We start from the raw sequence: 23,488 nt of genomic DNA on the forward strand, positions 1-23,488 counted from the left end.
CCAGCATCATGGGCGACGGCGCCGGTGCCCGCTCAGATCTGAGCGGACCGGCGTGATGAAGGCTGCATCGCGGCCAGGCGCTGTTCGGCGGCCCGGCGCAGCCGGGGACGGTCGACCTTGCCGTTGGCGTTGAGTACGGGCTCCGGCAGCCACCACAGCAGGCGCGGCAGCATGTACGCGGGGAGCCGGCGGGCCGCCCTGCCCAGGATCTCGGCCTGGGTGACGGGCGGCCCGCCCATGAGGCAGGCGACGAGTTGCGGACCGCTGTCTCCGGCGACCGTGAGGACGGCCACCTCGGCGCCCGGGGCGGCGGCGCGCAGCGCCTCGCCGACCTCCCCCGTCTCGACCCGGTAGCCCTGGACCTTGAGCTGGCTGTCCAAGCGGCCGAGATGGGCCATGCCCCCGGGACCGCGGCGGACCAGGTCGCCGGTGCGGTACCAGCGGTGTCCGTCGTGGTCGAGGAACCTCTGCGCGTCCTCCGCGGGGTCCAGATAGCCGTGGAACACCTGGGCGCCGCGCAGGCAGAGTTCGCCGGTGGTCGCGGGTGCGCCCTCCTCGTCGACGACGAGGGTGTCGACGCCGGGGAACGCCTCGCCGATCGGTACGACGGCGTCGTCCGGAGCGCCGTCGGCCCCGTCCCAGACGTGCCCCGTGCAGGCGACGCTTGCCTCGGTCGGTCCGTAGAGGTTGTCGATGACGGAGTGGGGCGCCGCCGTGTGCCACGCACGGGCGGTGCCGGTGGTGAGCGGCTCGCCGCAGAAGATCGTCGTGCGGAGGTCGGGAAGGCAGCCGGGGCCGAGCCGGCCTGCGAGGCGCAGCGAGGCCGCCAGGCTGGGGGTGGCGTGCCAGACGGTGATGCGCCGGCCTGCCAGCCGGGCCGGTGCGAGCGCCTGGAGCCGGTTGAGGGCGCAGAGGCATCCGCCGGATCCCCAGGCGAGGAACAGCTCGCTCACCGACAGGTCGAAGGTCAGCTCGTAGATCTGGCTGAACCGGTCGCCGGGCCCGAAGTCGTAGCGCTCCAGGGCGGTGCCCACGAAAGCGCTGATGTTGTGGTGCCGTATCGGCACGCCCTTGGGCATCCCGGTACTGCCCGATGTGAACATCAGGTAGGCGAGGTCGTCGGGCCCGCGTCCGGGTACCCGGACGCGGCCGGGCGGCCCCGGCCTGCGGACCACGGAACGGGACTCGGACAGGCCCGCGCAGGAGGGCGGTTCGGGCAGATCCGCGGCGAGCAGCAGGGTACCGGGCCCGAGCATCGGCAGCAGGGCGGGCAGCGCTGCGGCACCGGTGGCGTCCACCACCAGCGCGTCCAGGCCGGCCGCCGCGGCCACACCGGTGAGCCGGTCCGGCGGCGCGTCGGGGGCAAGGGGGACGGCGCAGGCTCCGGCGCGCAGGGCGGCCAGGAATCCGGCGTACGCCGTGACGCTCTTGGCGGCCAGGACACCCACCCGGCTCCGCCCGTCCGCGGCGAGGGGGCCGGCCAACGCCGACACCTCGCGATCCAACGCCTCGTAGGTCAGCGTCTGTTGTCCCACGCTCAGCGCCGGTCCGCCGGGGGCGAGTGTGCGCCCCCGGTCGAACCACTGGTCGAGCAGCAATCCGTCGGCGGGCATCCCGGTCAGCCGTTCGCCAGCGGCCCGACGACCGCCCACAGGGTGCCCGGGGTACGGAACGTGGCGGGCGCGATGGTGTGGTCCGGGAAGGTCACGCCAAGGATGTCCTCCAGGGTGTCCATCAGTACGACCGTCGCGACCGAGTCCAGCCCGACGGTGGCCAGCGGCAGGTCCTTGGGAACCACCGGTTCCTGCTCCAGGGCGGGCAGTTGAGCCCGCAGTATCTGCTCCAGGGTCTCGTACCCGATCATGTCCAGACAGCCTCTCCCTCGATGAGCCTGTCAGCGAACCGGTGCCGGGCGGCCGGTACCGCTCACAACTGAGCGGCACGGCGGCGAAGGTCCGATCATGCTCGGAACGCGGCCGAGAGTGGGAGGACCATGCCCGAGACCATCGAGTCGTTCCTGTGCGCTGTGCACCGGACGTACACGGAGGTGACGCGCCGGCAGGCCGGCTACTTCACCACCCGCCCGCTGCGCGCGGCCGGCCCGCCGGCGGGTGCGGCAGCGGCGGTGTCGGACGCGTTCGGTGTGGCGCTGAAGACGACGGATCCGGCGGCGTTCACCGCGGTGGACGAGCTGCTGGACCGCCGCCGCGCCCGGCAGGACGTGGTCGACGACGTCGCCCCCGGGGGCACTCCCGGCCGTGTGACGGCCGGCGGATGGCGGGACTGGCGGCGGCGGCAGGACCGGCACGTCGCACTGCGGGCCGCGCGGGCTGCGCACCTGGGCCGGTCCCTGGACCGCCACGCGGTGCGGCACGCGGGCCGAGGCCTGCGCTACCGGGCCGGCGGCCAGGGGCCGCTCCTGGTGCTGGTAACCGCCCTGGGGCACACCGACGAAATCTGGTACCCACTGGCCGAACAGCTGCTGCCGGGGCGGCGGTTGGTGATGTGGGACGCCGGGGAGACCACCCCCGCGGGGCGGCCCTGGCCGCTCGACGGGCAGGTGGCCGACATCGAAGCCGTCCTGGCCGCCGAGGGGGCGGACTCGTGCGACGTCGTCGCGTGGTGCTCGGGGGCCCAGATCGCCCTGGAGTACGCGCACAGCCGCCCCTGCGCCGTCCGGGCGCTGGTGCTGCTGCACGGCTCGTACCCGAGGGCGGCGGGCGACGCGTGCTCCGACTACGAACGCAGTCTGGGCGCGGTGTGCGCCTCCGTTGCCGCGCACCCCGGGCGGGCGCCCCGTGCCCTGAGGATGCTCACCGGCGGCGGCCCGCCCCAACCGCTGCCCGCCGACGAGCAGCGGGCGGCCGTCGAGGTGCTCGCCCGCGCCCCGGCGGGCCTGGAATCCGTACTGCGCCACCCGTTCCGGGACCCGGACGCGCTGGTCCGCTACAGCCGTCAGCTGACCGAGCTCTGGCAACGCCCGCTCCCCGGACCGGGGTCGGGCCTGCCGCCGCTGCTGTCCCTGGCCGCGGACCTCGACCGGGTCGCCGCGCCCGAACCGCCCGCGGCGCTGACGCCGCTGCTGGCGGGCCGGCACGGTGAACTCGTCGGCGCCACGCACTACAGCATGATCGACCGCCCCGAGGTGGTGGCGACCGTCTGCGGAGCCTTTCTCGACGACCCGCCGGGCGGAGCGCCCGTCGCCGCGGGACCGGCGGAGATCCGCTGGGTCCCGGTCGACGACCCGTGTCCCGTCCCGACCCCTACGTCCAGCGCGTCCCGTACGTACGTCCACGAGGGCATGACCCCATCCACGAGGAAGTAACGCGATGACCAGTTCCGTGAAGTTCGACAGGCTCGCCGCCACCTACGACGCGGCTCGCGGAGGCGAGGGGCGCGGGCACATGACCGCCGCCACGATCGCGCCGCATCTCACCGCCGGCCAGGTGCTCGAAGTCGGGGTGGGAACCGGTGTGGTGGCGGCCGGCCTGGCCGCCCTGGGGCGCACGGTGCGCGGAGTGGACGTGTCCCAGCCGATGCTCGACGTCGCCGCGAAGCGCTTCGACGGCGAGCTGCTGATCGGCGACGGGATGGCGCTCCCGTTCGAAGACGCGTCCCAGGACAACGTCGTGTACGTGCACTCGCTGCACCTGATGACCGACATGACGGCAGCGCTGACCGAGGCGGCGCGGGTGCTGAGGCCCGGCGGCCGAATAGTGGTGCGCCACGGTGACCCCGTAGCGGACGCCGACGACCTGGTGCTGATTTTGCGCCAGGTCCAGGCGATGCAGCCGGCCCGCCCCGACGCGGCGGACGCGGTGCGGGCGGCGGCCGAGGCGGCCGGACTGCGGGTGCTGCGGCAGGGCCTGGAACCGGAGTACGAGAGCGGGATGGATCCGGACACCTTCATCGCCCTGATCACCAACCGGCAGGTGCCGTTCCTTCAGCGGCTGGAGCCCGAGCGGGCGGCTGAGGTCGTCGCGCCGATCCTGGAGCAGCTGCACGCCCTGCCGGAACCGCAGCGGGTGCGCCGGCAGGCGTGGTCGTGCCGGCTGACCGCCGCGGAGAAGCCGGTCTGACCGGTACGGGTCCACGGTGGCTCCGGGGGAACGGCCCCGGAGCCACCGCGGGAGACCCGGTCAGCAGGGGGCCGGCTCGGACGGCAACCCGGGGACCCGGTCAGCAGGGGATCAGTTCGAACGCCACGGCGGGGACCCCGCCGAAGCGCGCGCCGGTCGCCTGCGCCTGCCCGCTGACGGCGGGCCGTACGGCTTCCCGGGTGTAGCCCAGGCTCCCGAGGTAGGTCTCGTGGGCTTCGAGCGACGCGACGGCGGCGTCCAGGCCGGTGGAGATGTCCAAGGCGTGGGTGGGCTGCGGGGAGTTCGCCACGGCGAGGTGCTTCACCGACCACGGCTCGCCCGCCTCCGGCAGTATCCACCGGTTCCCGGCGTCCATGACGGCGTCGAGCGCGCATCGCCCGAACTCCCGGTGGTCGGGGGCGTTCCACCGGCCGGTACCGGTGCGCTCGTGGTGGTTGAAGACGACCACGAGCTGTGGGCGGACCCTGCGGATCGCGGCCACCAGGTCGCTCCGCAGCGCCTCGCCGGCCCGTACCGCGCCATCGGGGTGATCAAGGAACTCCACTTCGCTGACGCCCACTCGGGCGGCGGCCTGCCGCTGCTCGGCCTCGCGCACCCCGGCCGCACGCGCCGGAGGCATGCTGTCGATCCCCGCTTCACCGCGGGTGGCCAGCAGGTAGGACACGGCATGTCCCTTGCGGGTCCACACCGCGACGGCTCCCGCGGAGCCGAACTCGACGTCGTCGGGGTGCGCGGCGAGAACGAGCGCGCTCTCCCAGTCCTCGGGCATGGATTCCAGATTCTCCGTCATGATCCGACGATACGACCGGGGAAAGGCACCGAATGCTCAATAGTGTGCTGCCGTGGCGCGTTGTCCGGAAGATCGTTGGTTCGGCTCCCGTCGCGGCACCCTCGTGGAAGACTGCGTGCGGGCATCCCCGCCCACAACCACATTTCTGAAAGGGTGGATCAATGGCATCGATCGCTGAGCCCGGAGCCATTACCTTGAGTTGTCCCGACCCGGAATCACTGGCCGACTTCTACGCCAGGGCGACCGACTGGCAGAAGATCTTCACCAGCGAGTCGGCGGCCTATCTGGCGGGCGGGAACGGCATGCGCATGGGATTCGTCAAGATTGACGGATTCAAGACCCCGACCTGGCCGGAAGCGGGCCACCGCGTCCACCTCGACTTCAGCGTGGCGGACCTGGTCAAGGCCGAGGCCGAACTCCTGGCGCTGGGCGCCACCAAGCCCGAGGACCAGCCGGGCGAGGGCAAGTGGACGGTCCTGCTGGACCCGGTCGGCTACCCCTTCTGCATCACCGCGATGGCCTGACCGCCGTCCGGGCCGGCCGCTGCCCGGATCCGACCGGCTTCCCGGACACGGCCGGGACCTCGGGCACGGCCCTGGTTACCGTTCCCGCCGACGCCGCAGGCCCGGCCGGTTCCTGACCCGCCGCCCATGAGGTTCCGCCCCGCGCCCGACGTACGCGTCCCCCGCCCCGGACTCCCGGAGCGGGGGGCGCTTTCGCGGGTCCGGCGCTCGCTCAGCCGAACGTCCGGGGCACCAGCAGACCGTCCCGGGTGCTGTCCTGGACGACGATCTTGTCCCAGGTGCCGCCGCCGCGCTCCGGCGAGATCCACTCCTGGATGTACGACGCCCGGGGCGCGCTCGGGTCCGGGCTCGCGTCGAGCGCCATCAGCTCCTGGTACGCCTCGATGTCCGCCATGTGGATGAACATGTGCAGGCGGTCCATCTGCCCGAACGCCTCCTCGAACAGCAGGACCGTGGTCCGGCCCTTGGCGTTGAGGTTGTATGTCTCGGCAAGCGTGCGCACGAGCACGCGGGCCTCCGCCCGGTACGCGTAGTGGACCTGGGCGGTGCGGTGCATGAGCAGCCCGGACGACGCACTGGTGAGCAGGCTGTCGATGGGCAGCGAGCTCTGCCGCGCGGCCGGCAGCAACTGGAAACGGGTCCGGCCGTCCACCGTCTCGACCGGGTTCAGGCCCTCCCGCGTCGACTCCTGCTGCGCCATCGCCTGGGTGGCGGTGCCGAAGATGCCCCAGCGGTGCGGCAGCAGGACGGTCTCCTGCACGCTGCCCGCCTCGAACAGCTCCTCCCAGCCGTCGTCCTCGCCGGCGTCGCGACCGAGGACACCGCTGCCGCGATCGGCGCCCCGCTGGGTCAGCGCGGTGTAGTCCCGCATGGAGCGCAGGTGGATGAGCCAGTGCAGGCGGCCCCGGGTGCCGAACGCGTCCTCGAAGCTGAGCACGGTGGCGATGCCCTCGTTCCGCTCGTTGAACTCCTCCGCCAGGGCCCGCGTGGCGGAGCGGGCGCGGGGGCCGTGACCGGCGCGGATCTGCGCGGAACGCCACAGCACGACTTCGGCCGAGGCGGTGTCGAGGGTCTTGTCCGGGGGTGTGCGCACCTGGTGCTGGGCGGTTGCCGCAGTGGGCGGGAAGTCGTTCATCGGGTGGGTCCCTTCGGGGTGGTGGGTGGGTCAGCGGACACCGGCGGCGAGGACGTCCGCGGCTCCGGTCATCAGCAGGTCGGCCACGATGTCGACGTCGCGCCGCCGCCACGACTCCAGCGCGGTCCCCTCGACCAGCCGGTTGAAGGCGCCCATCGCGGGGCCGCAGTGGATCTGGAAGTTGGCGGCGTTGTCCTTCACGCCGTCCAGCGCCGCCCGTGACGAGTCGGCGAAGTACCACTTGAAGACGAGCGCCATCCGGCGCTTGGCGTCCCGCTCGGCGTCGCGGGCGATCTCCGGCCTGCCGGTGTCCCGGTAGTGCCGGCCGGTCTGCTCCCACACCTCGGCCAGCGGCCTGCGGAAGCAGGTGCGTTCGAGGGTGGCGAGGGTCCTGCCGTCGATGTCCTCCAGCCGTTGGTGTCTGCGGTAGAGCTCGTACAGCTGGTTGGCACGGGCGGCGAACATCGTGCCTCTCCGTACGACCTGCACCCGGGAGCCGATCTCGAACAGGTCGCCGGCGGGGGCGTACGTGACGTCCTGCACGTCCAGTCCGGCCAGCAGGTCCTTCACCGCGTCGGAGGTGCCGGCCTGCGGGGTGCACTGGTTGACGCTGCCGGTGAGGACGAAGTCCGCGCCGAGCAGGAAGCAGGCAGCCGCCGCCTCCGGGGTGCCGATGCCTCCCGCCGCGCCGACCCGCACCGGTTCCCCGCCCGCCGGCGCACCGGCGCTCTTCCGCAGCCGCAGCAGGGTGGGGAGCAGGGCGAGCGCGACGCCACCGTCGGTGTGTCCGCCCGAGTCGGACTCCACACAGAGGTCGGACGCGACCGACAGCCGGGCGGCGGCCGCCGCCTCCTCGCCGGTCAGCGCGCCCTCCGCACGCAGCCGGGCGAGCAGCTCCGGCGGGGGCGGAGCCAGGAACTGCCGCGCCACCTCCGGCCGGGACACCTTGGCGAGCACCTGGTTGACCGCCACCGGCCGGCCGGTGGCGTCGAGATGTGCGCCCGTGGCCCGGTACCGCACCAGCGGCGCGGTGATCCGGGTGAACGCGGCGGCCTCGACGTACCGCACCCCGCGCTCCAGGTACAGCTCGACCGTGGCGCGTTCCAGTGCGCTGTCGGTCATGTCGTGCAGGAGGTTCATGCCGTATCCGGCGCCGGTGGGCAGGCGTCGTCCGATGTCGTCCAGCGCCTCCCGGATCCGGGCGAGGGACAGTCCGCCGGTGCCGAAGAAGCCGAACAGCCCGGCATGTGCCAGCCGCACCACCATGTCGGTGGATGCGATCCCCTGGTACATCGACCCGGCGACGTACGCGTGCCGGGTGCGGTACGTCTCGCGGAACCGGGCCGACCCGAGGGTCGTACCGCCGCGCGGCTGCGTGGCCACCGGGCCGGCCGCCGGGATCGCGGAGACGGCGGGCTCCGGCGGCTGGACCGTCGCCGGGCCGGCGGGTGCGGCGGTCGTACGGGGGACCGGCCGCTCCCCTCCGGCGGGATACCGGCGGGCGGCTGCGGCCTCGCGCCAGAAGCCGGTGAGCGTCCGGCCGCGGCCGACCTCCCACACCTCGTCGACCCCGACGTCCAGCAGATGCTCCATCGTCTCCCGCCAGCGGACCCGGGACCGGATCTGGGGGCCGAGCAGCGCCGCCACCGGCTCCGCGGGCGCGTACGGCGCGGCCGTCACGTTCGCGATCACCGGCAGCTTCGGCGTCGCCAGCGGCACCTCGGCCAGCACGCCCGCGAACCGCTGCGCCGCCGACGCCATGTCCCGGGAGTGGAACGCGGCGCTGACCGGCAGGGGCACGCACCGCAGGGCCGGATTTCCCGCGGTCAGCAGGCGGGAGACCTCCGACACCCCCGCCGGGGCGCCGGAGATCACCACCTGGGTCTCCGAGTTGTCGTTGGCCACCTCGACGTCGTCCCGGCCCGAGTCGGCGAGCACGCGTTCCACCTCGGCGAGTCCGGCGCCGACGACCGCGGCCATCGAGCCGCCGTCGGCCTCGCCCATGAGCCGTCCACGCTCCGCGACCAGGCGCAGTCCGGTGGCGAAGTCCAGGACCCCCGCCACCATCAGCGCGTTGAGTTCACCGAGGCTGTGCCCGGCGACCAGGTCGGGCTCCCCTTTTTCGGCCCGTTGGGCCAGATACGTGAGCGCGTGGACGGTGAACAGCGCGGGCTGGGCATAGCGGGTCAGCCGCAGCCTGTCGTCGTCGCCCAGGCACAGGTCCCGGATCGAGTAACCGAGGACGTCGTCGGCGAGGGCGCGGTGGTCGGGGAAGGCGTCGAACAGGTCGGCGCCCATCCCCCGGCGCTGGCTGCCCTGCCCGGCGAAGAGCAACGCGCGCACGGCGTCAGAGCTGTCGGGGAACGAGGAGGGTGTCGATGACGCCGCCGGGCACGAAGGCGTCCGCACCGGTGCCGCCGCCCTTCTCCGGGGCGATCATCTGGCGCTCCAGCAGCTTGCGGAACTGCGGGTCGCGGTACGGCAAGTTGCGCAGTTCCTCCCAAGCCTCGTAGGAGGAGAGGTGGATCAGCTGATGCAGCCGGTCCATCGCGCCGAAGGTCTCCTCGTACAGGTACGCGGTGACCTTGCCCCGCAGGTGCTCGTTGACGTAGTTCTGCCAGGCGAAGGCGTAGTACCGCGCCTCCTTGCGGGTGGAGTACCTGGCGTAGGCGACGCGGTGCACCATCAGCGGCGCGTTGGCGGAGTTGAGCTGCTCCTCCGGCGGCACCGACGTCTGCCGCCAGGCCTCGGGCACCCAGGCTTCGTGGTCCTCGTCCTCGCCGTAGTCGAGTCCGTGCTGGGGCACCAGGATCTGCTCGGTGATGCTGCCCTGCACCACGGCGTTGCCCCAGCTGCCGAAGCCGCGGTCATCGGCGACCACGTCGTCCTCCAGCAGGATCTTGGTGGTCTCGTCGTGGTCGACCATCTCCAGGCTGGCCGCGTAGTCGGCCGGGCTCTTCATGTTGATGAACCAGTGGTGCTTGGCCTGGTCGCCGAACGCCTTCTGGAAGAAGAAGAACGTCATGCCGTTGAGATCGGCCTTGTTCATGTGCTTGAGGACTTCAGAAACGAAATTGAGTCCCTCTTGCTCATGGCCCGGCTTGAAGTGGGCATAGCGCGAGATGATGAAACCCGCATTTCCCGAGTGCAGCATTGCGCTTCCGGGGCGGTCTATCTGGTGGCTGGCCGGCTTCATAACGTCGTTCACCGCGACCTCAATTCCTCGTCGGCTTTGTCGTGCCGACACTAGGAGGAAGGGCGGTCGCGGCGACGCACAGTTTTGCGCAGACGCCGAGAACAGGTCGACGACTGTTCGCGGCGTCCACGCGGGGTCACATCGGTACGTTCCGGATCAGCGCTGTTCCTCCCCGGCCACCGGCTGCTTGGCCAGGCCGTCGTCCTCCGTCACCCCGGCCGGGGGCACCTCGGGCATGAGGAGACTCAGCAGCAGCGCGAGGACGGCGAACGGCACCACGGTGAGGAACACGGTGGCGAGCGCCTCGCCGTACGCGCCGACGACGAGGTCCCGTTGCGGCTGGGCAAGGTTCTGGATGCTCTCGACACTGCCCAGGGACTTCTCGTCCGGGGCGGCGCCGCCAGAGCCGCTGGCATCGTTCAGCAGGGCGGCGAACCGGCTGTTGAGGACGGCCCCCAGCAGCGCCACGCCGAACGCCGAGCCGAGCCGCTGGAAGAAGCTGACGGCGGCCGTGGCGGTACCGATGTCGGCGGGGTCCACGACCCCCTGTACGGCGGTGATGATCGGCTGGAGGGCGAAGCCCGCGCCGACGCCGAAGACCAGGCCGAGCAGGATGATCAGCCAGCTCGGTGTGTCCGCGTCGATGAAGCCGAGCGGGAGCAGCGTGACCGCCAGGAGGGCGGCGCCGAGCAGGGGGAAGATACGAAAGCGGCCGGTGGCGCTCATGCGGTTTCCGGCGTAGATCGAGCCGAAACCGACGCCGATCATGGTCGGCACGACGGCCAGTCCGGCGACGAAGGCGGACATGCCCTTCACCGCCTGGAAGTAGACGGGCAGGAAGACGACGCCGGTGAACAGCCCCAGACCGGCGATGAGGCTGTACACCGAGCCGAGGGAGAACAGCCGGAGCCGGAACAGCGCCATCGGCACCACGGGTTCGGCGGCGCGACGCTCCACGACGACCAGGGCAAGGGTCAGTACGACGGAAGCGGCCACCAGTCCCAGCGACAGCGGGTCGGTCCAGCCCCGTTCACCGCCGGCCCAGCTCAGGTACAGGAGCAGCGGGGTGGTGGCCGCGATGACGAGGGTGGCTCCGAGATAGTCGACCGTGTGGCTGCGCCGTTCCATGGGGATGCGCAGCGCCGAGGCGGTGACCAACAGCGAGAGCAGTCCCAGCGGTACGTTGATGAGGAAGATCCAGCGCCAGCCGATGGCGTCCACGAGGCCGCCGCCGATGAGGGGGCCGGCCAGGGTGGCGATGCCGAAGACCCCGGCCACCATGCCCTGGTAGCGACTCCGTTCGCGGACCGGCACGACGTCGGCGATCACGGACAGCGCAAGGGCGTACAGTGCGCCGGCCCCGAGGCCCTGCACCGCGCGGGCGGCGATCAGTTGGGTGATCTCCTGGGCGATGCCGCACATCGCGGATCCCACGATGAAGATGCTGGTCGCCACGATGAACACGATGCGGCGGCCGAACTGGTCGGACACCTTGCCCCAGACCGGGGTGCTCGCCATTGACGTCAGCAGGTAGGCGGTGATGACCCAGGCGAGGTTGTCCAGGCCGCCCACATCGCTGACGATGCTGGGTAATGCGGTACTGACCACCGTCTGGTCCAGCGCGGAGAGCAGCAGACCGGTCATCACTCCGATGAGGGCGCGGTTGATCTGCCGTTTGCTCAGCCGGGGTCCGGCCGCATCCTGTGCGTCCTGTGCGTCCTGTGGTTCTGACGATGTCGTCATGGGCAGTCAGGGGCGCGGACCCCGAAGGTCCCGGCCCCCGTCCCCCTTTCCGTTCCGCGCGTGCGGGTTTTCCGCAAACGGCTTACCGATGGTCTTCGGCACGGTCTCTCAGTCACGACGGACGGCAGGCCCGAAGGCCGTCCGACCGCAAGCGGTTTGAGGAAGTCCGCACCGGCGCGCGGGACATTACCGCTCCCGCCGACGGCCCGTCGGGGCGACGAGGCTCATCCGGCCCAGTCCGCCGACGGATGGCTCAATACGTCCGTTCAGGGCCGCCGTGGGACACGTTCACCGGAACGCCAGACGCAGCGCGGGTTTCTCCACGTGGGCCGGAGGTGCCTCGTCCGTGCGTTCCAGCCACAGCCGCCGCCGCTCGAACGTGATGGGCGGCCTGCTCCGGCGGCGCGCACCGGCCGCCGCGAGCTCCTCCGGCGGCGCCTGCGCCACCACGACGTGGGCGTTGGTGCCACCGAAGCCGAACGAGCTGACCCCGGCCACCCGGGTACGGCCTGGCAGCGGCCAGTCCTGCGCCGTGTCGGCCAGGGCGAACGGTGATCCGGCCAGCGACAGGCGGGGGTTGGGGGTCTCGCAGTGCAGCGACGGCGGTACGACGCCGTGCTCAACGGCGAGCAGTGCCTTGAGCAGCCCCACCGCGCCGGCCGCGTGCAGCAGGTGGCCCACGTTGGTCTTGACCGAGCCGAGGAGGCACGGTCCGGGGCGCGGGGACGTGTCCTCGTCGAAGACCGTGCGCAGGGCCCGGAACTCCAGCGGGTCGCCGATCGCCGTGCCGGTGCCGTGCGCCTCGATCATGCCGATCTCACCGGGCGAGCGCCCGGCGTCGCGCAGGGCCTTGCGTACGGCGGCTGCCTGCGCGGCCGGGTTCGGTGTGGTCAGGCCCATGGTGCGGCCGTCGTTGGTGACCGCCGAGCCCTCGATGACGCCGTGCACCGGGTCGCCGTCGCGCAGGGCGGCGTGCAGCGGCTTGAGCAGCAGCACGACACTGCCCTCTCCGGGCACGAACCCGTCGGCCCGACGGTCGAACGCGGCGCACCGGCCGGTCGGCGACAGTGCGCCCGCCGCGGAGAACTCCAGGAACGGCGCCTCGTCGAGGAGCACGCTGCTGCCCCCTGCGAGGGCCAGCTCGGTCTCCCCGCTGCGCAGGCTCTGGCAGGCCAGGTGGATCGCCACCAGGGACGACGAACAGGCGCTGTCGACCACCAGGTGGGGGCCGCGCAGGTCGAAGTGCTGACCGACGTGGGAGGCGACGAAGTTGGGGTCGGACTCGGGCACTTCGGCGCGGATCTCGCCGCGCGCGGCGTACCCGGAGCCACGTGCGCCGGCGAACACACCGACGTCCCGCCCGGCGAGTTCGGGGCCCTCCAGACCGGCGTCGCGCAGGCAGTCGGCAGTTCCCTCCAGGAACAGCCGGATGGCGGGGTCGAGGTACTGGGCCTGCACGTCGGTCAGCCCGAAGTGGCCGGGGTCGAACTCCTCGATGCCCTCGACGAAGCCGCCCCACTTCCCCACGGTGTGACCGGGCAACGCGGTGGGCCGGTGGAACCGGGCCACGTCCCAGCGCTCCCGCGGCGCCTCCCCGACAGCCAGGTGTCCGGCGCGCAGGTTGCGCCAGAAGGTCGCGACGTTCGGTGCCCCGGGCAGCCGGCACGCCATGCCGATCACGGCGACGGCGTCCCGGTCGCACGGTGTCCGCCGCCCGGCCGCCCGTTCGGTGTCCGGTGTCCGCGACGCGGCGACGGGGTGCGGCTGCCGCAGTACGGCATCCTCGGCACGCGGCTCCGGGGGCGGACCCTGCTCCTGCTCCTGCAACGGCTCGTCGGCCGGGGGCTGTTCCCGCGTGACGTCCGGCTCCGTCGGCATAAGGACGTCCAGCCGGTCGGCGAGGGTCCGCAACGTGCTGTGCTCCAGCAGCAGTGTGGGGTCCAGCGGTCGGCCGACGTGCAGTTCGATCGCGTCGAGGAGTTCGCCGAGCATCACCGACTCCACGCCCAGTTCGGCGAACTCCGCGGCCGGATCGAAGTCCTCGGCCGGGATGCCGACCACACGCGCGAAGAGGTCGCACAGCCAGGCGGGTACGGGGCGACGGCCGTTCGGCGGCGCCCCCGGTGCGGGAGTCTTCGGGGCCGACGGAACCGACGGTTCGGGGGACGCGGCGAGCGGCGGCGCGGCGGGCTCGGCGGAAGGCAGCCTGATCAGCCCGGCCGGGTCCGCGCCGCCCAGCGCGCGCAGCGCGACCACGGGTCCTCCGGTGCCGGACGTGATGATCCGGTCGAGGGCGGACAGTGCCTCGTCGTCCCCGGCCGCGTCCAGACCGAACCGTTCGCCGGGGTTGCCGGCGCCCGGCCGGGCGCCGCTGTCGCGCCACATGGGCCAGGCCACGGAGTGCACCCAGGGGGACTCCGCCGCCACGCGCTCCGCGAAGTCGTCGACGAAGCTGTTGGCCGCCGCGTACTCCAGTACCCCGGCCGCCACCGACGGCACCACCGCGGCCAGTGAGGAGAAGGCCATCAGGAAGTCGGGCCGGTCGGGCAGGCACAGCTGGTAGAGGGTCTCCAGCCCGTCGGCCTTGGGCTCGAACACCAGCTGGATGTCGCTCGGTGTGCGCCCGGCAAAGGGCCCCACGGCGGGAGTCACGGCGGCGCAGTGCACCGCTCCGCGCACCGGTCCGCTGTCCTCCCGTACCCGGTCGAGGAAGTCCTCCAACTCCGGGCGGTCCAGCAGAGACCCGCGATGTACGTGCACCCGTGCTCCGGCGGCTTCCAGGGCGCGCACGGTCTCCACCGCGGCCCGGGCGCCGGCGCTCAGCTCGGGGTCGTCCCAGCGGACGGCCGGGGGCAGCGACCGGGCGCCGAGCAGGGCGAGGTGGCGGACGCCGCGGGCGACCAGGTGGCGGGCGACGCGGGCCCCTATGCCGCGGGTGGCGCCCGTGAGCAGGTAGGTCCCGTAGTGGTCCAGCCGGGGTGGCGGGAGCCGGGGGCCGTCGAGCGGGGTCAGCGTCGGCAGGTGGCGCAGGCCGCCCCGGTGGACGACTTCGCCGTACGCGTTTCCGGTGAGCGTCGCCAGCAGTTCGGCGGCCTGTGCGCCCGGGGCCCGGTCGGTGTCGTCGAGGTCGACGGTGATGCCGGTGAGGTGGCCGGTCTCGGCCCCGAGGAGGCGGACGAATCCCGCCATGCGGGCCCCGGCGTTCCCGCCCCGTGTCCCGCCGACCGCGCGTCGTCCGCGGGTTGCGTGTACGACGTGCGTCGGTGCGGTGCGCCCGGCCGCACGGCGCCCGGCGCCGACCGCGATCAGCCGCTGGAGCAGCGCCAGACGCGTCTGCCATGGGCCGGCGCTGCCGGGGGCACGGCCGACGTCGGCGAGATCGACGACGGCGGCCAGATCGGGGTGCGCCGCCAGCGCCCGGTCCGCGAGGTCCGCGCCCGGGGAGCCGGTGAGGGTGCCGTGCGCGTCGCCGTCGCCGGGGTCCTCCCGCACCAGGTGGACCCGGTCGGTGCCGACCCGCGCCACGAGGGCGTCGGCCAGGTCGCGGCTGCCCCTGCCGTAGACGCACAGCAGGCTGCCCCGGAGGGCGGCCGGTTCGCCCACCGGGCCGGCCGGATGCCACGTCTTGCGGTACAGCGGCAGGTGAACCGAGGCGACGGGCTCGGGCGGTGCGGGCGCGACAGGAGACTCGGGCAGCCAGCAGCGGGTACGGGCGAACGGGTACGCGGGCAGCGTCACGACGCGGGGCGGGCGTCCGGCCGGCCGTGCCGGGACGACGGGGTGGCCGGCGATCCACTGCCGGGCGAGTTCGTCCGGCGCTCCGCCGCGGACCGTCTCGCCCGGCGCACGGCCCGACGGCGCCCGGCCGCGCAGCAGCGCGGCGGTGTCTCCGTCGAGGTGGCGTCGCAGCCGGTCGGCGAGTTCGTCGGTGGTGGAGACCACCACCGCGGCGCGCTCCCGCAGGTGGTGGCGGCCCTCCGCGAGGGTGAAGGCCAGGTCGCCCAGGTCGGTGCCGGGCTGCTCGCGCAGGTGCGCCAGCAGCCGCGAGACGACCTGGCGGAGGCGGTCCTCGTCGTAGGCGGACAGCATGATCACCGTCGGCGTCCGCGGCGTCGGGGCTGCCGGGGCGTCAGGGGCCGGATGCCCGGGCGGTTCTTCCAGGATGACGTGGGCGAGGGTTCCGCCGGCGCCGAACGAGCTGACGCCGGCCCGGCGCCGGGCGCCGTCCCGGGTGGTCCAGGGTTCCAGCGACCGCTGGACCCGCAAGGGGGACTCGCCCCAGTCGATGTCCGGGTTGAGCTCGTCGGCGTGCAGGGAGGGCACCAGGGTGCGGTGCGTGAGCTGGAGTACCACCTTGGCGATGCCTGCCAGGCCGGCCGACGCCTCGGCGTGGCCGATGTTGGACTTCACCGAGCCGATCGGCAGGGCCGCGTGGCCGAGTGCGTCGCGGGTGAAGACCCGGTGCAGCCCGTCGGCCTCGATCGGGTCGCCCAGCGCGGTTCCCGCGCCGTGCGCCTCCAGGTACCCGATGTCCCGCGGGTCCAGTCCGGCGTCGGCGAGGGCCTGTCGTACGACCTCGGCCTGTGAGGCGGGGCTCGGCACGATCCAGCCGTTCGTCCGGCCCGCGTTGACCACGGCGGTGCCGGCCACCACGGCATGCACCCGGTCCCCTGCCGCCTCGGCGGCGGACAGGGGCTTGAGCAGCAGGGCGCCGACGGCCTCCGCGGGCACCATGCCGTCACCGCCGCGGCCGAAGCTGCGGCACAGCCGGTCGCTGGACGTGCCGCCCAGCCGGTCGATCTGGCGGAACTTGTTGGGGTGCAGCGAGAGGTTCGTGGCAGCGACCACGGCGGCCTCGCAGTCGCCGGCGCGCAGCGCGCGGGCGGCCAGGTGCAGTGCCACCAGGGAGGCCGAGCACATGGTGTCCACGGTCATGCTGGGCCCGTGCAGGTCAAAGACGTACGAGACCCGGTTGGCGATGCCCGCCACGGTGGACCCGCTGTCGACGGCCGCGCCGAGCAGGCTCTGCTCGACTCCGAAGTACGGGTACTCGTTGTACATGGATCCGACGTACACCCCGACCTTGGAGCCGTGGTCGGCGCGCAGGCGGCGGGCCGGGTGGCCGGCGTCGTCGAGGGCCTCCCAGACGGCCTCCAGACAGAGCCGTTCCTGGGGGTCCATGAGTTCGGCGTGGCGGGGGGTGATGCCGAAGAGCAGCGGGTCGAACCGGTCCACGTCCGCGAGGTATCCGCCGTGCATCAGGGAGGCGGGCCAGCCCGGCCGGAGCCGGTCGGCGGGCACCGGGCCGACGGTGCAGGTCCCGGTCCGCAGCCGCTCCCAGAACTCCGCCAGGGAGGCCGCGCCGGGGAAGCGGCCGGACATCCCCACGATGGCCAGCGGTTCCGTACCGGCCCGACGACGCGCACCGAAGGACGCGGGAGCGGAAGCAGGGGCGGGCGCGGAAGCCGGGACCGGATCGGCTGCGGGACCGGTCACGGAGTCAGGTGCGGGCCGGGCTTCCTCGGCCGGAGTGGCGGCGGGGCTGCCCGCCTCCTGCGGGCCGCTGTGCCGGGTGGCCAGGACGGCGGCGATGCCGGCGAGGTTCCCGTGCTTGAAGAACAGGGTCCGGCTCCGCTCCCCCAGATCGTTCTCCAGCCGGGTGTTGAGCCGTGTGATCAGGAAGGAGCTGAGGCCCAGTTCCTCCAGCGGGGCATGGAGGTGCACCTCCTCGACGGCCAGTCCGGCGGTCTCGGCGAACACCCGGCACAGGTAGTCGCCCGCCCAGCCGCCGTCTGCAGGAGCCGGGGGCTCGGTCGCAGGGGCGGCGGCGCTGTCCCCGTCGGCGTCGTCGGGACTGCCGAGATCGTCGAAGGGGTATGCCGGCAGCGCGGCCCTGCGGCGCGGAGCGGTCCACAGGCGGCGCCAGTCGACGTCCCCGCCTGCCAGCCAGACCGCCAGCGCCTCCTGCTCGTCGGCGACCGCCGTCGGCCGTGCGGTGTACGGCGGGACGCCGTGCACCACGGAGCGCCGTACCGCCGCCGACGACCGTGCGTGCACGACGTCGTCGAGTGCCGTACGCAACTGTTCGCCGGTGCGGCAGAGAACGGCGAGGCGGTGGCCGAGTGGCACCCGGCCGACCTGACTGGTGAACGCGATGTCCGCCACGTCGGGGGCCGGTTCGGTGTCCGCCGTGTCGTCGAGGAAGTCCCGGTAGAGGCGGGCGAGGCGCACCAGCAGCTCCTCGTCGGCTGCCGAGAGGAGGACCATCTGTACCTTCTCGTTGTGCGCCACGCTCACCCCTGTCGTCCGGCGGTAGCAATTCCGGGACGCACGCTATAAGCGCGCCGCCGCGCGCCACGCTCACTCCTGAGCGTCCCCGGGAACCGCACGTGTGCCGTCCGGCGCGGTGCAGGCGGCCCACAGCCGGGGCAGCAGCCGGCCGGGGCCGGCCTGGCGGAGTTCCGTGACTCCGGCGGCGTGGAGGTAGGTCATGCTGGCGGACCAGTGGACGGGCCGGTACAGGTGCTGGGCGAGCAGTTCGGCCAGCCGCTGGGGGCTGTGCGGACGGGCCGTCACATTGCTGATCACCGGGATGCGCGGGACGGCGAAGGTCACTTCGGCGAGGATCTCGGCGAACCCGGCGGCCGCCCCCGCCATGTAGCGGGAGTGGCCGGGGTTGGGCGCGTCGATGAGCGTCGCCTTGGCGGCTCCGCCGGCGCGCAGCACAGTGCCGAGGGCGCGCAGCGATCCGGTCGGCCCGGCCAGCACGGTCTGGTCCGGGGCATTGAGGTTGGCGATGTCGAGGTCGGCGAATCCTTCGGCCGCCATCACCCCGGCCAGCTCGTCGACGCCGATGCCGGTGACCGCCAGCATCCCGCCGGGCACCGGGCACTGCGAGATCAGCCGGGCCCGCGCGAGGACCAGCCGCAGTCCGGTGGCGAAGTCGACGGACCCGGCGTGGCAGAGCGCGGTCAGTTCGCCCATGCTGTGCCCGACCAGGTAGTCGGGTCGTGGCTGGTCGAGCGCGGCGAGGCGGGTGAGGACGAAGAGCGTCGGCTGTACGCAGGTGAGCCGCCGCCAGGGGCTGTCGGACCCGGCGGTGAGCACGGGGCGCAGGGGATGGCCGAGGATCTGTTCGGCCTCGGCGGCCAGGTCGGGGTACCGGTCGAGGAGACCGGCACCGGTCTGACCGCGCAGCGCGCCTTGCCCGGGAAAGGCGAGCGCAGTCGGCACGGGTCACACCTCCCAGGGCATCCGCTGGTGGTGCACGTAGTTGTCGATCCGCGCGCGCACCGCCGGTGAACCGAGCAGCCCGGCGAAGACCTCCCCGGCGTGGGCACGCGCGGTTTCCGGGATCGGGGACAGGCTCGCGCAGTACGCCTTGGCCGCGCCGACGGTCGCCCGGTCGAGCTTGCCGACCCGGCCGAGCAGCCTGCGCAGTTGCTGTCCGTGCGCGCCCTCCAGCTCGTCGACGAGTCCGAAGGTCCGGGCGTCGGCAGCCGTGACCGGCGCCGTGGACAGGGTCATCGCGTAGGCCCGTTGGAAGCCGGTACGGCGTATCAGGAACGGCAGGATGTTGCAGGGCAGCAGCCCCCAGAGCGCCTCGGGCAGGGCGAAGGAGCTGCGCTCGGTGGCGACCACCATGTCGCAGGCCGCGGCCAGGCCGACGCCGCCGCCCAGAGCCTGGCCGTCGAGCGCCGCGATCACGGTCACGGGGATGTCGGTGAGCCGTCGCAGCAGGTCGAAGAACTCACCGCCGCCCGGGGAGCCCTCCTCGGTGGAGACCGAGGCGAGGTCCATGCCCGTGCACAGGGTGCCGCCGCTGCCCGAGAGGACGACGGCGCGGGTCTGCGGATCGGCGGCGGCCGATTCCAGGGCGTCGCGCAGTTGCTGGACGTCGTCGGGGGTGAGGCTGTTCTGCCGGTGCGGGCGGTCGATGACGAGGCGGGTGACAGGTCCGCCGCGGTCGACGAGCACGGTGGGACCGGCAGGTGCGGCGGGACCGGCAGGTGCGGCGGGACCGGTGGATCCGGCGGGGCCGGTGGGGTGAAGGGTCATCAGGTCCACCTGTACGTGCGGTGGTAGCCCTCGATCCGGTCCAGCACGAGCAGACCGCGCCCGGTGAAGTCCTTGCCGAGATCCCCGTACGCGTCGAGGTCGAAGCGGGCGTCGCGGACACCGAACTGGGCGCGGTCGCCCTCGGCCGCGACCTTGTCGTACTCGTCGACGGTGAGGGGCCGTCGGGCGGCCAGCGCCTCTTCGACGCCGAGGGCCGCGAGGTCGCCAACGGCCCGGGGGTGTACGACGCCGCTGAAGAACTCCGAGGCGCAGCCGGAACCGTAGGAGAACAGGCCGATGCGCCGGGGCTGCGGGAAGCTGCCGTGCCGGAGCAGGGAGCACAGGGCCAGATAGAGCGAGGCGGAGAAGATGTTGCCGACCTCCGCGCCGTACCGCTGGGACGGGCGGACCCGCTGCTCGTAGTCGGCGTCCACCTCGTGCTGGCCCGCCTGCCGCTGCTGGCGCAGCAGCCGCCGGTGGGCGCCGCGCACCATGCCCACGAAGGGGGTGTGGAAGGCCAGGTAGGCGAAGTTGTCGACGATGTCGGCACCGTCGACCCGCTCGTGGTACGCCTCGTACGCCTTCTGGAGGCATTCCAGGTAGGCCAGCATCGACACGTCCTGGTTGACCACGTCGATGCCGGGGCCGGGGCGGAAGGTGTCCATCACTTCGAAGGTGTGGCAACCGCTCGCACCGAGGTCGATCTCCAGGGCGGTGGCTCCGCGCCCCACCAGCATGGCGACGGCGCCGGCGCCCTCGGCGCCCTCCCACTGCTCGCCGAGCGCGGGCACCCCGGCGGAGTCCGCGGCGACGACCAGGGCGAGCGCGTCGTCGTACGGGCTGGCGTGCACCATGCCCACGGCGGTGTGCAGAGCCGCGGTGCCTCCGTAACAGGCCTGCTTGACCTCGAAGGAGCGGCAACGGGAGCCGAGTCCGAGGTAGTGGTGCACATAGGTGCTGATCGACTTGCCCAGGTCGACTCCGGACTCGGTGGCCACCACCACCACCTCGATCCGGTCGCGTTCGGCCGGGGTGAGGCGGCGGACCAGCGGCTCGGCCGCGTTCACGGCGTTGGTCACCGCGTCCTCGAACGGCATGTTGACCGACTTGCGGCTCATCATGAGGTTGCCGAAGCGGCTCATGTCGTGGCCCCGTGTCTCGTACAGCGTCCTGATGTCGACGCAGCTCCGTCCCACGTACGGATGAAGGGCCTTGATCCCTACGCCCATGCCGCTCTCCCGTCTGCCGGAGCGCACCGGCGTCCGTCCGACCGGCGCCGATCATGCCCCGACCGACGGGGCGGTGACTGCGCACAATTGCGCAGTCCGCTGTTCCTCCGGGACCCCAAACTAATCACACGAACGGGTGTCCAAAGAGCATTTCTTCCCCCTCTTGCGCGCACGTCCTGCGGCTGTCCCGGCGGAGCCGTGAACGAGGAAGAGCACCCACACGTTCGAGACGCTCCGACATGGCTGCGAGGTGGTGAGGAGGTGCGCGGGAGATGGGGTACCCGGGAACCGTGGCACACGTGTGGTGCCGGCCGGTGAACGGCGTCGCCGAGGTGCGCGGCGGGGCGCGCCCCACAGACGTCGAGTGGACCCTGAGCGACGCGGAGCGGGCCCGCCGGGACACCTTGTGCCGCACCCAGGACCGTGCGCTGTACACCGCGGCGTGGGGCCTGGTCCGGCAGTCACTCAGTGCGGCCGAGCCCTGGGTGCGCCCGGACGAGTGGCGGTTCCAGCGCTCCAGCCTCGGCCGTCCCGAGGTCCACCACCCGGTCCGCGGCCGCTCGTTGAGGTTCAACCTGTCGCACACGGAGGGCATGGTGGCGTGTGTGGTGACCCGTGACGCACGCTGCGGCGTGGACGTCGAGCGCCCGGGCCGGGCGCTTCCGCTGCACCGGCTCACCCGCACGGTGCTCTCCGCACGCGAGCAGCGCGAGTTCGACCTCGCGCCCCCGGGCCGTCGGCAGGAACTGTTCTTCCGCTACTGGACCTTGAAGGAGGCGTACCTCAAGGCGATCGGGACCGGGCTACGGTTCCCGATGACCGCCTGCGAGTTCGACCTCGGCGGCGGGCGGCCGGCGCTGCGCTCCCTCGCCGCCGGACCCCGGCATGCCCATTACACGTTCCGGCAATGGCCGGTTCTGCACGGTGGTCTCCTCGCTGTCGCGGTACAGGGTGGCCCCTGGCACACGGGGGAGGACGATGTCACCATCCGAGCACACCTGCCCCAGATCCGCGAAGAATGTACGCACCACTCATACTTCTGATTGGATCAAGGGCATGGGCGAACCGATCATCTTTTTCGAGGACCACCCGCAGTGGGAAAAGTGGCTGGAGGAGCATCACGAAAGCGCGACCGGAGTATGGGTCAAGATCGCCAAGAAAGCCGCCGGCATTCCGAGCATCACCTACGCGGAGGCGCTCGACGGCGCCATCTGCTTCGGGTGGATCGACAGTCAGCGCGACAAGGTGGACAACCAGTTCTGGCAGCAGCGCTTCACGCCGCGCACCAAGAAGAGCCCCTGGTCACAGGCCAACCGGGAGCGGGTGGAGCGACTGACGGCGGCGGGCGGGATCCGGCCGGCCGGCCGGCGGGAGGTCGACGCCGCCAAGGCCGACGGGCGTTGGGACGCGGCATACGCCTCCCAGAGCAAGATGACCGTGCCGGACGACCTGGAAGCGGCACTCCGCGAGGAGCCGGCGGCTGCGGAATTCTTCGCGACCCTGGACAGCAGGAACAGGTATGCGATTCTGTACCGCATCCAGAGCGCGAAGAAAGAGGAAACACGCATCAAGCGAATTGAAAAATTCGTCACGATGTTGTCGAACAACGAAAAAATCTATCCCTGATGGCGCCCTTGGTCGAGGTCCGGCCGGGCCGGACCTCGACCAAGCACCGTCCTGTAGAGAAAATCACTCACGGGGGGTTCCATGCAGTGCGTTCAGTTCGGCAAGTCAGCCCTCTATCTACACCTGCTGAAGAACAGAGACAACTACAAAATATCGCTGACCCAGATAAACCTGGGACGAGGCTACAACCTTTACACCTGTGGTGAGACCATCGACGATCTGTTCCTCATCATCCACGGGGGAATCAAACTCACCACCAGCGCACACAGCGGCAAGGAGTGTATTTTAGACATATGCAGGAGGGGCGATGTCCTGGGCGCTCTCTCACTGCTTCCGTCCGAACACGAAGAATCCGCCACCGCGGTGCTGGACACCCGCCTGCTGCGCATCAACCGCCGGGACTTCGTGCGCATTCTCCGCAGCGACCCCGATCTCTTCCAGGGCTGGAGCCAGCACCTCGCCCAACGTATCCGCAAGCGTGAAAGCACGATCAAGCACCTGGTCACCATGAAGTGCGAGTACAGGCTCGCGGCAATCCTGCTGCACCTCTCCGACCGCTTCGCCGAGAAGAGCTCCCAGTGGCAGCACATCGACGCACGGATCACCCATGACGAGCTGGCCGCCATGGTGGGAACGACCCGGTCCAGGATCGGTTTCTTCCTCAAGAACTTCAACGGCCGCGGTCTCGTCAGGCGGCTGCCGGACGGCACACTCCTGATCAATTCCGCCCTTTCGGATTTCCTCGCCACGGATCCGAACGAAGAAGAGCAAGTGCTGGAGCACTCGGCGTAGATCGCCCGCATGTCGGCTCCCCGGGAGGGGAACTCCTCCCCCACCGGGGCCCCTGACACGGTCGCCCTGCCGCGGCTGAGCAAGGCCGGCGTCAACGCCATCGAAACGGCCGTCACACCGCAGTCCCGGACGGCGAGCCGGGCCTCGGGCGACGTCCGGTTGATCGAGGGGCGGTCGTCGCCACGATCGTCCACGGCGGACAGCCGACCGTGCCGGATCCGGCGGCCCGGTTCCGCCACGGTGACGAGATTCTGCTCGTCTCGCACACCGCGACCGAGCAGGAGATCCACGCAGC

At 72.2% G+C, this 23,488-nt stretch carries 17 protein-coding genes; 6 read left to right on the forward strand and 11 right to left on the reverse strand.

Going from position 1 to position 23,488, the window contains the following annotated elements:
* Nucleotides 1–32: 32 nt before the first annotated feature.
* Together ACFPZI_RS01960 and ACFPZI_RS01965 are read right to left on the reverse strand one after the other, a co-directional pair.
* Nucleotides 33–1,613 carry an AMP-binding protein gene (locus ACFPZI_RS01960; protein ID WP_381357239.1) on the reverse strand — a complete coding sequence of 527 codons (1,581 nt, stop codon included), beginning with the start codon at nucleotides 1,611–1,613 and terminating at the stop codon, nucleotides 33–35.
* A 5-nt stretch (nucleotides 1,614–1,618) separates the two neighbouring features.
* Nucleotides 1,619–1,864, reverse strand: coding sequence for a phosphopantetheine-binding protein (locus ACFPZI_RS01965; protein WP_381357242.1), 246 nt, complete (start codon nucleotides 1,862–1,864; stop codon nucleotides 1,619–1,621).
* A 129-nt stretch (nucleotides 1,865–1,993) separates the two neighbouring features.
* Here ACFPZI_RS01965 and ACFPZI_RS01970 point away from each other — a divergent pair, with 129 nt between their 5' ends.
* Nucleotides 1,994–3,325 (forward strand): alpha/beta fold hydrolase, encoded by a 1,332-nt coding sequence (locus ACFPZI_RS01970; protein WP_381357245.1) that lies wholly within the window; start codon nucleotides 1,994–1,996, stop codon nucleotides 3,323–3,325.
* Between the two features lie 4 nt (nucleotides 3,326–3,329).
* Nucleotides 3,330–4,079, forward strand: a complete 750-nt coding sequence (locus ACFPZI_RS01975) for a class I SAM-dependent methyltransferase (RefSeq protein ID WP_381357248.1) — start codon at nucleotides 3,330–3,332, stop codon at nucleotides 4,077–4,079.
* Between the two features lie 100 nt (nucleotides 4,080–4,179).
* Here the strand turns inward: ACFPZI_RS01975 and ACFPZI_RS01980 are convergent, their stop codons facing one another.
* Nucleotides 4,180–4,890 carry a PIG-L deacetylase family protein gene (locus ACFPZI_RS01980; RefSeq protein ID WP_381357250.1) on the reverse strand — a complete coding sequence of 237 codons (711 nt, stop codon included), beginning with the start codon at nucleotides 4,888–4,890 and terminating at the stop codon, nucleotides 4,180–4,182.
* A gap of 161 nt (nucleotides 4,891–5,051) precedes the next feature.
* On the opposite strand from ACFPZI_RS01980, the gene ACFPZI_RS01985 reads away from it, so the two are divergent.
* A complete protein-coding gene (locus ACFPZI_RS01985) occupies nucleotides 5,052–5,414 on the forward strand; it encodes a VOC family protein (RefSeq protein ID WP_381357253.1) in 363 nt (120 codons plus the stop codon).
* Between the two features lie 211 nt (nucleotides 5,415–5,625).
* On the opposite strand, the gene ACFPZI_RS01990 is transcribed toward ACFPZI_RS01985, so the two are convergent.
* The 8 genes from ACFPZI_RS01990 to ACFPZI_RS02025 all read right to left on the reverse strand — a co-directional run bounded on the left by ACFPZI_RS01990 (nucleotide 5,626) and on the right by ACFPZI_RS02025 (nucleotide 20,775).
* On the reverse strand, nucleotides 5,626–6,549 hold the full coding sequence (locus ACFPZI_RS01990; protein WP_381357256.1) for a DUF6039 family protein: 924 nt from the start codon (nucleotides 6,547–6,549) through the stop codon (nucleotides 5,626–5,628).
* A 30-nt stretch (nucleotides 6,550–6,579) separates the two neighbouring features.
* Nucleotides 6,580–8,892: an ACP S-malonyltransferase gene (gene fabD, locus ACFPZI_RS01995; protein ID WP_381357259.1), complete on the reverse strand. Its 2,313-nt coding sequence runs from the start codon at nucleotides 8,890–8,892 to the stop codon at nucleotides 6,580–6,582.
* 4 nt (nucleotides 8,893–8,896) lie between these two features.
* A complete protein-coding gene (locus ACFPZI_RS02000) occupies nucleotides 8,897–9,745 on the reverse strand; it encodes a DUF6039 family protein (RefSeq protein WP_381357384.1) in 849 nt (282 codons plus the stop codon).
* A gap of 156 nt (nucleotides 9,746–9,901) precedes the next feature.
* Entirely contained in the window at nucleotides 9,902–11,488 is a 1,587-nt protein-coding gene (locus ACFPZI_RS02005; protein ID WP_381357263.1) for an MDR family MFS transporter, read from the reverse strand.
* A 288-nt stretch (nucleotides 11,489–11,776) separates the two neighbouring features.
* Nucleotides 11,777–17,779: a beta-ketoacyl synthase N-terminal-like domain-containing protein gene (locus tag ACFPZI_RS02010; RefSeq protein ID WP_381357266.1), complete on the reverse strand. Its 6,003-nt coding sequence runs from the start codon at nucleotides 17,777–17,779 to the stop codon at nucleotides 11,777–11,779.
* A gap of 69 nt (nucleotides 17,780–17,848) precedes the next feature.
* Nucleotides 17,849–18,721 (reverse strand): ACP S-malonyltransferase, encoded by an 873-nt coding sequence (locus tag ACFPZI_RS02015; RefSeq protein ID WP_381357269.1) that lies wholly within the window; start codon nucleotides 18,719–18,721, stop codon nucleotides 17,849–17,851.
* A 3-nt stretch (nucleotides 18,722–18,724) separates the two neighbouring features.
* Nucleotides 18,725–19,546, reverse strand: coding sequence for an enoyl-CoA hydratase/isomerase family protein (locus ACFPZI_RS02020; protein WP_381357272.1), 822 nt, complete (start codon nucleotides 19,544–19,546; stop codon nucleotides 18,725–18,727).
* Entirely contained in the window at nucleotides 19,546–20,775 is a 1,230-nt protein-coding gene (locus tag ACFPZI_RS02025) for a hydroxymethylglutaryl-CoA synthase family protein (RefSeq protein ID WP_381357275.1), read from the reverse strand. Before ACFPZI_RS02025 ends, ACFPZI_RS02020 begins: the two co-directional genes overlap by 1 nt.
* A gap of 272 nt (nucleotides 20,776–21,047) precedes the next feature.
* Between ACFPZI_RS02025 and ACFPZI_RS02030 the strand changes: the two genes are divergently transcribed.
* From ACFPZI_RS02030 to ACFPZI_RS02040, 3 genes are all read left to right on the forward strand, one after another.
* Nucleotides 21,048–21,818 (forward strand): 4'-phosphopantetheinyl transferase family protein, encoded by a 771-nt coding sequence (locus tag ACFPZI_RS02030; protein ID WP_381357278.1) that lies wholly within the window; start codon nucleotides 21,048–21,050, stop codon nucleotides 21,816–21,818.
* A 13-nt stretch (nucleotides 21,819–21,831) separates the two neighbouring features.
* A complete protein-coding gene (locus ACFPZI_RS02035; RefSeq protein ID WP_381357281.1) occupies nucleotides 21,832–22,401 on the forward strand; it encodes a YdeI/OmpD-associated family protein in 570 nt (189 codons plus the stop codon).
* Between the two features lie 81 nt (nucleotides 22,402–22,482).
* The gene (locus tag ACFPZI_RS02040; RefSeq protein WP_381357284.1) at nucleotides 22,483–23,193 is read left to right on the forward strand and encodes a Crp/Fnr family transcriptional regulator; all 711 of its coding nucleotides are present in this window, start codon (nucleotides 22,483–22,485) and stop codon (nucleotides 23,191–23,193) included.
* The last annotated feature ends 295 nt before the right edge of the window (nucleotides 23,194–23,488 follow it).

Source organism: Streptomyces chlorus (genome assembly GCF_042655885.1).
GTDB lineage: Bacteria > Actinomycetota > Actinomycetes > Streptomycetales > Streptomycetaceae > Streptomyces > Streptomyces chlorus.

Excerpts from the sequence above, each read along its gene's own strand:
- ACFPZI_RS01975 (WP_381357248.1), top strand. The coding sequence starts at position 3,330 with ATGACCAGTTCCGTGAAGTTCGACAGGCTCGCCGCCACCTACGACGCG.
- ACFPZI_RS01980 (WP_381357250.1), bottom strand. The coding sequence starts at position 4,890 with ATGACGGAGAATCTGGAATCCATGCCCGAGGACTGGGAGAGCGCGCTC.
- ACFPZI_RS02030 (WP_381357278.1), top strand. The coding sequence starts at position 21,048 with ATGGGGTACCCGGGAACCGTGGCACACGTGTGGTGCCGGCCGGTGAAC.
- ACFPZI_RS01965 (WP_381357242.1), bottom strand. The coding sequence starts at position 1,864 with ATGATCGGGTACGAGACCCTGGAGCAGATACTGCGGGCTCAACTGCCC.
- ACFPZI_RS02000 (WP_381357384.1), bottom strand. The coding sequence starts at position 9,745 with ATGAAGCCGGCCAGCCACCAGATAGACCGCCCCGGAAGCGCAATGCTG.
- ACFPZI_RS01970 (WP_381357245.1), top strand. The coding sequence starts at position 1,994 with ATGCCCGAGACCATCGAGTCGTTCCTGTGCGCTGTGCACCGGACGTAC.
- ACFPZI_RS02035 (WP_381357281.1), top strand. The coding sequence starts at position 21,832 with ATGGGCGAACCGATCATCTTTTTCGAGGACCACCCGCAGTGGGAAAAG.
- ACFPZI_RS02005 (WP_381357263.1), bottom strand. The coding sequence starts at position 11,488 with ATGACGACATCGTCAGAACCACAGGACGCACAGGACGCACAGGATGCG.
- ACFPZI_RS01985 (WP_381357253.1), top strand. The coding sequence starts at position 5,052 with ATGGCATCGATCGCTGAGCCCGGAGCCATTACCTTGAGTTGTCCCGAC.
- ACFPZI_RS02020 (WP_381357272.1), bottom strand. The coding sequence starts at position 19,546 with ATGACCCTTCACCCCACCGGCCCCGCCGGATCCACCGGTCCCGCCGCA.
- ACFPZI_RS01960 (WP_381357239.1), bottom strand. The coding sequence starts at position 1,613 with ATGCCCGCCGACGGATTGCTGCTCGACCAGTGGTTCGACCGGGGGCGC.
- ACFPZI_RS02040 (WP_381357284.1), top strand. The coding sequence starts at position 22,483 with ATGCAGTGCGTTCAGTTCGGCAAGTCAGCCCTCTATCTACACCTGCTG.
- ACFPZI_RS02025 (WP_381357275.1), bottom strand. The coding sequence starts at position 20,775 with ATGGGCGTAGGGATCAAGGCCCTTCATCCGTACGTGGGACGGAGCTGC.
- ACFPZI_RS01990 (WP_381357256.1), bottom strand. The coding sequence starts at position 6,549 with ATGAACGACTTCCCGCCCACTGCGGCAACCGCCCAGCACCAGGTGCGC.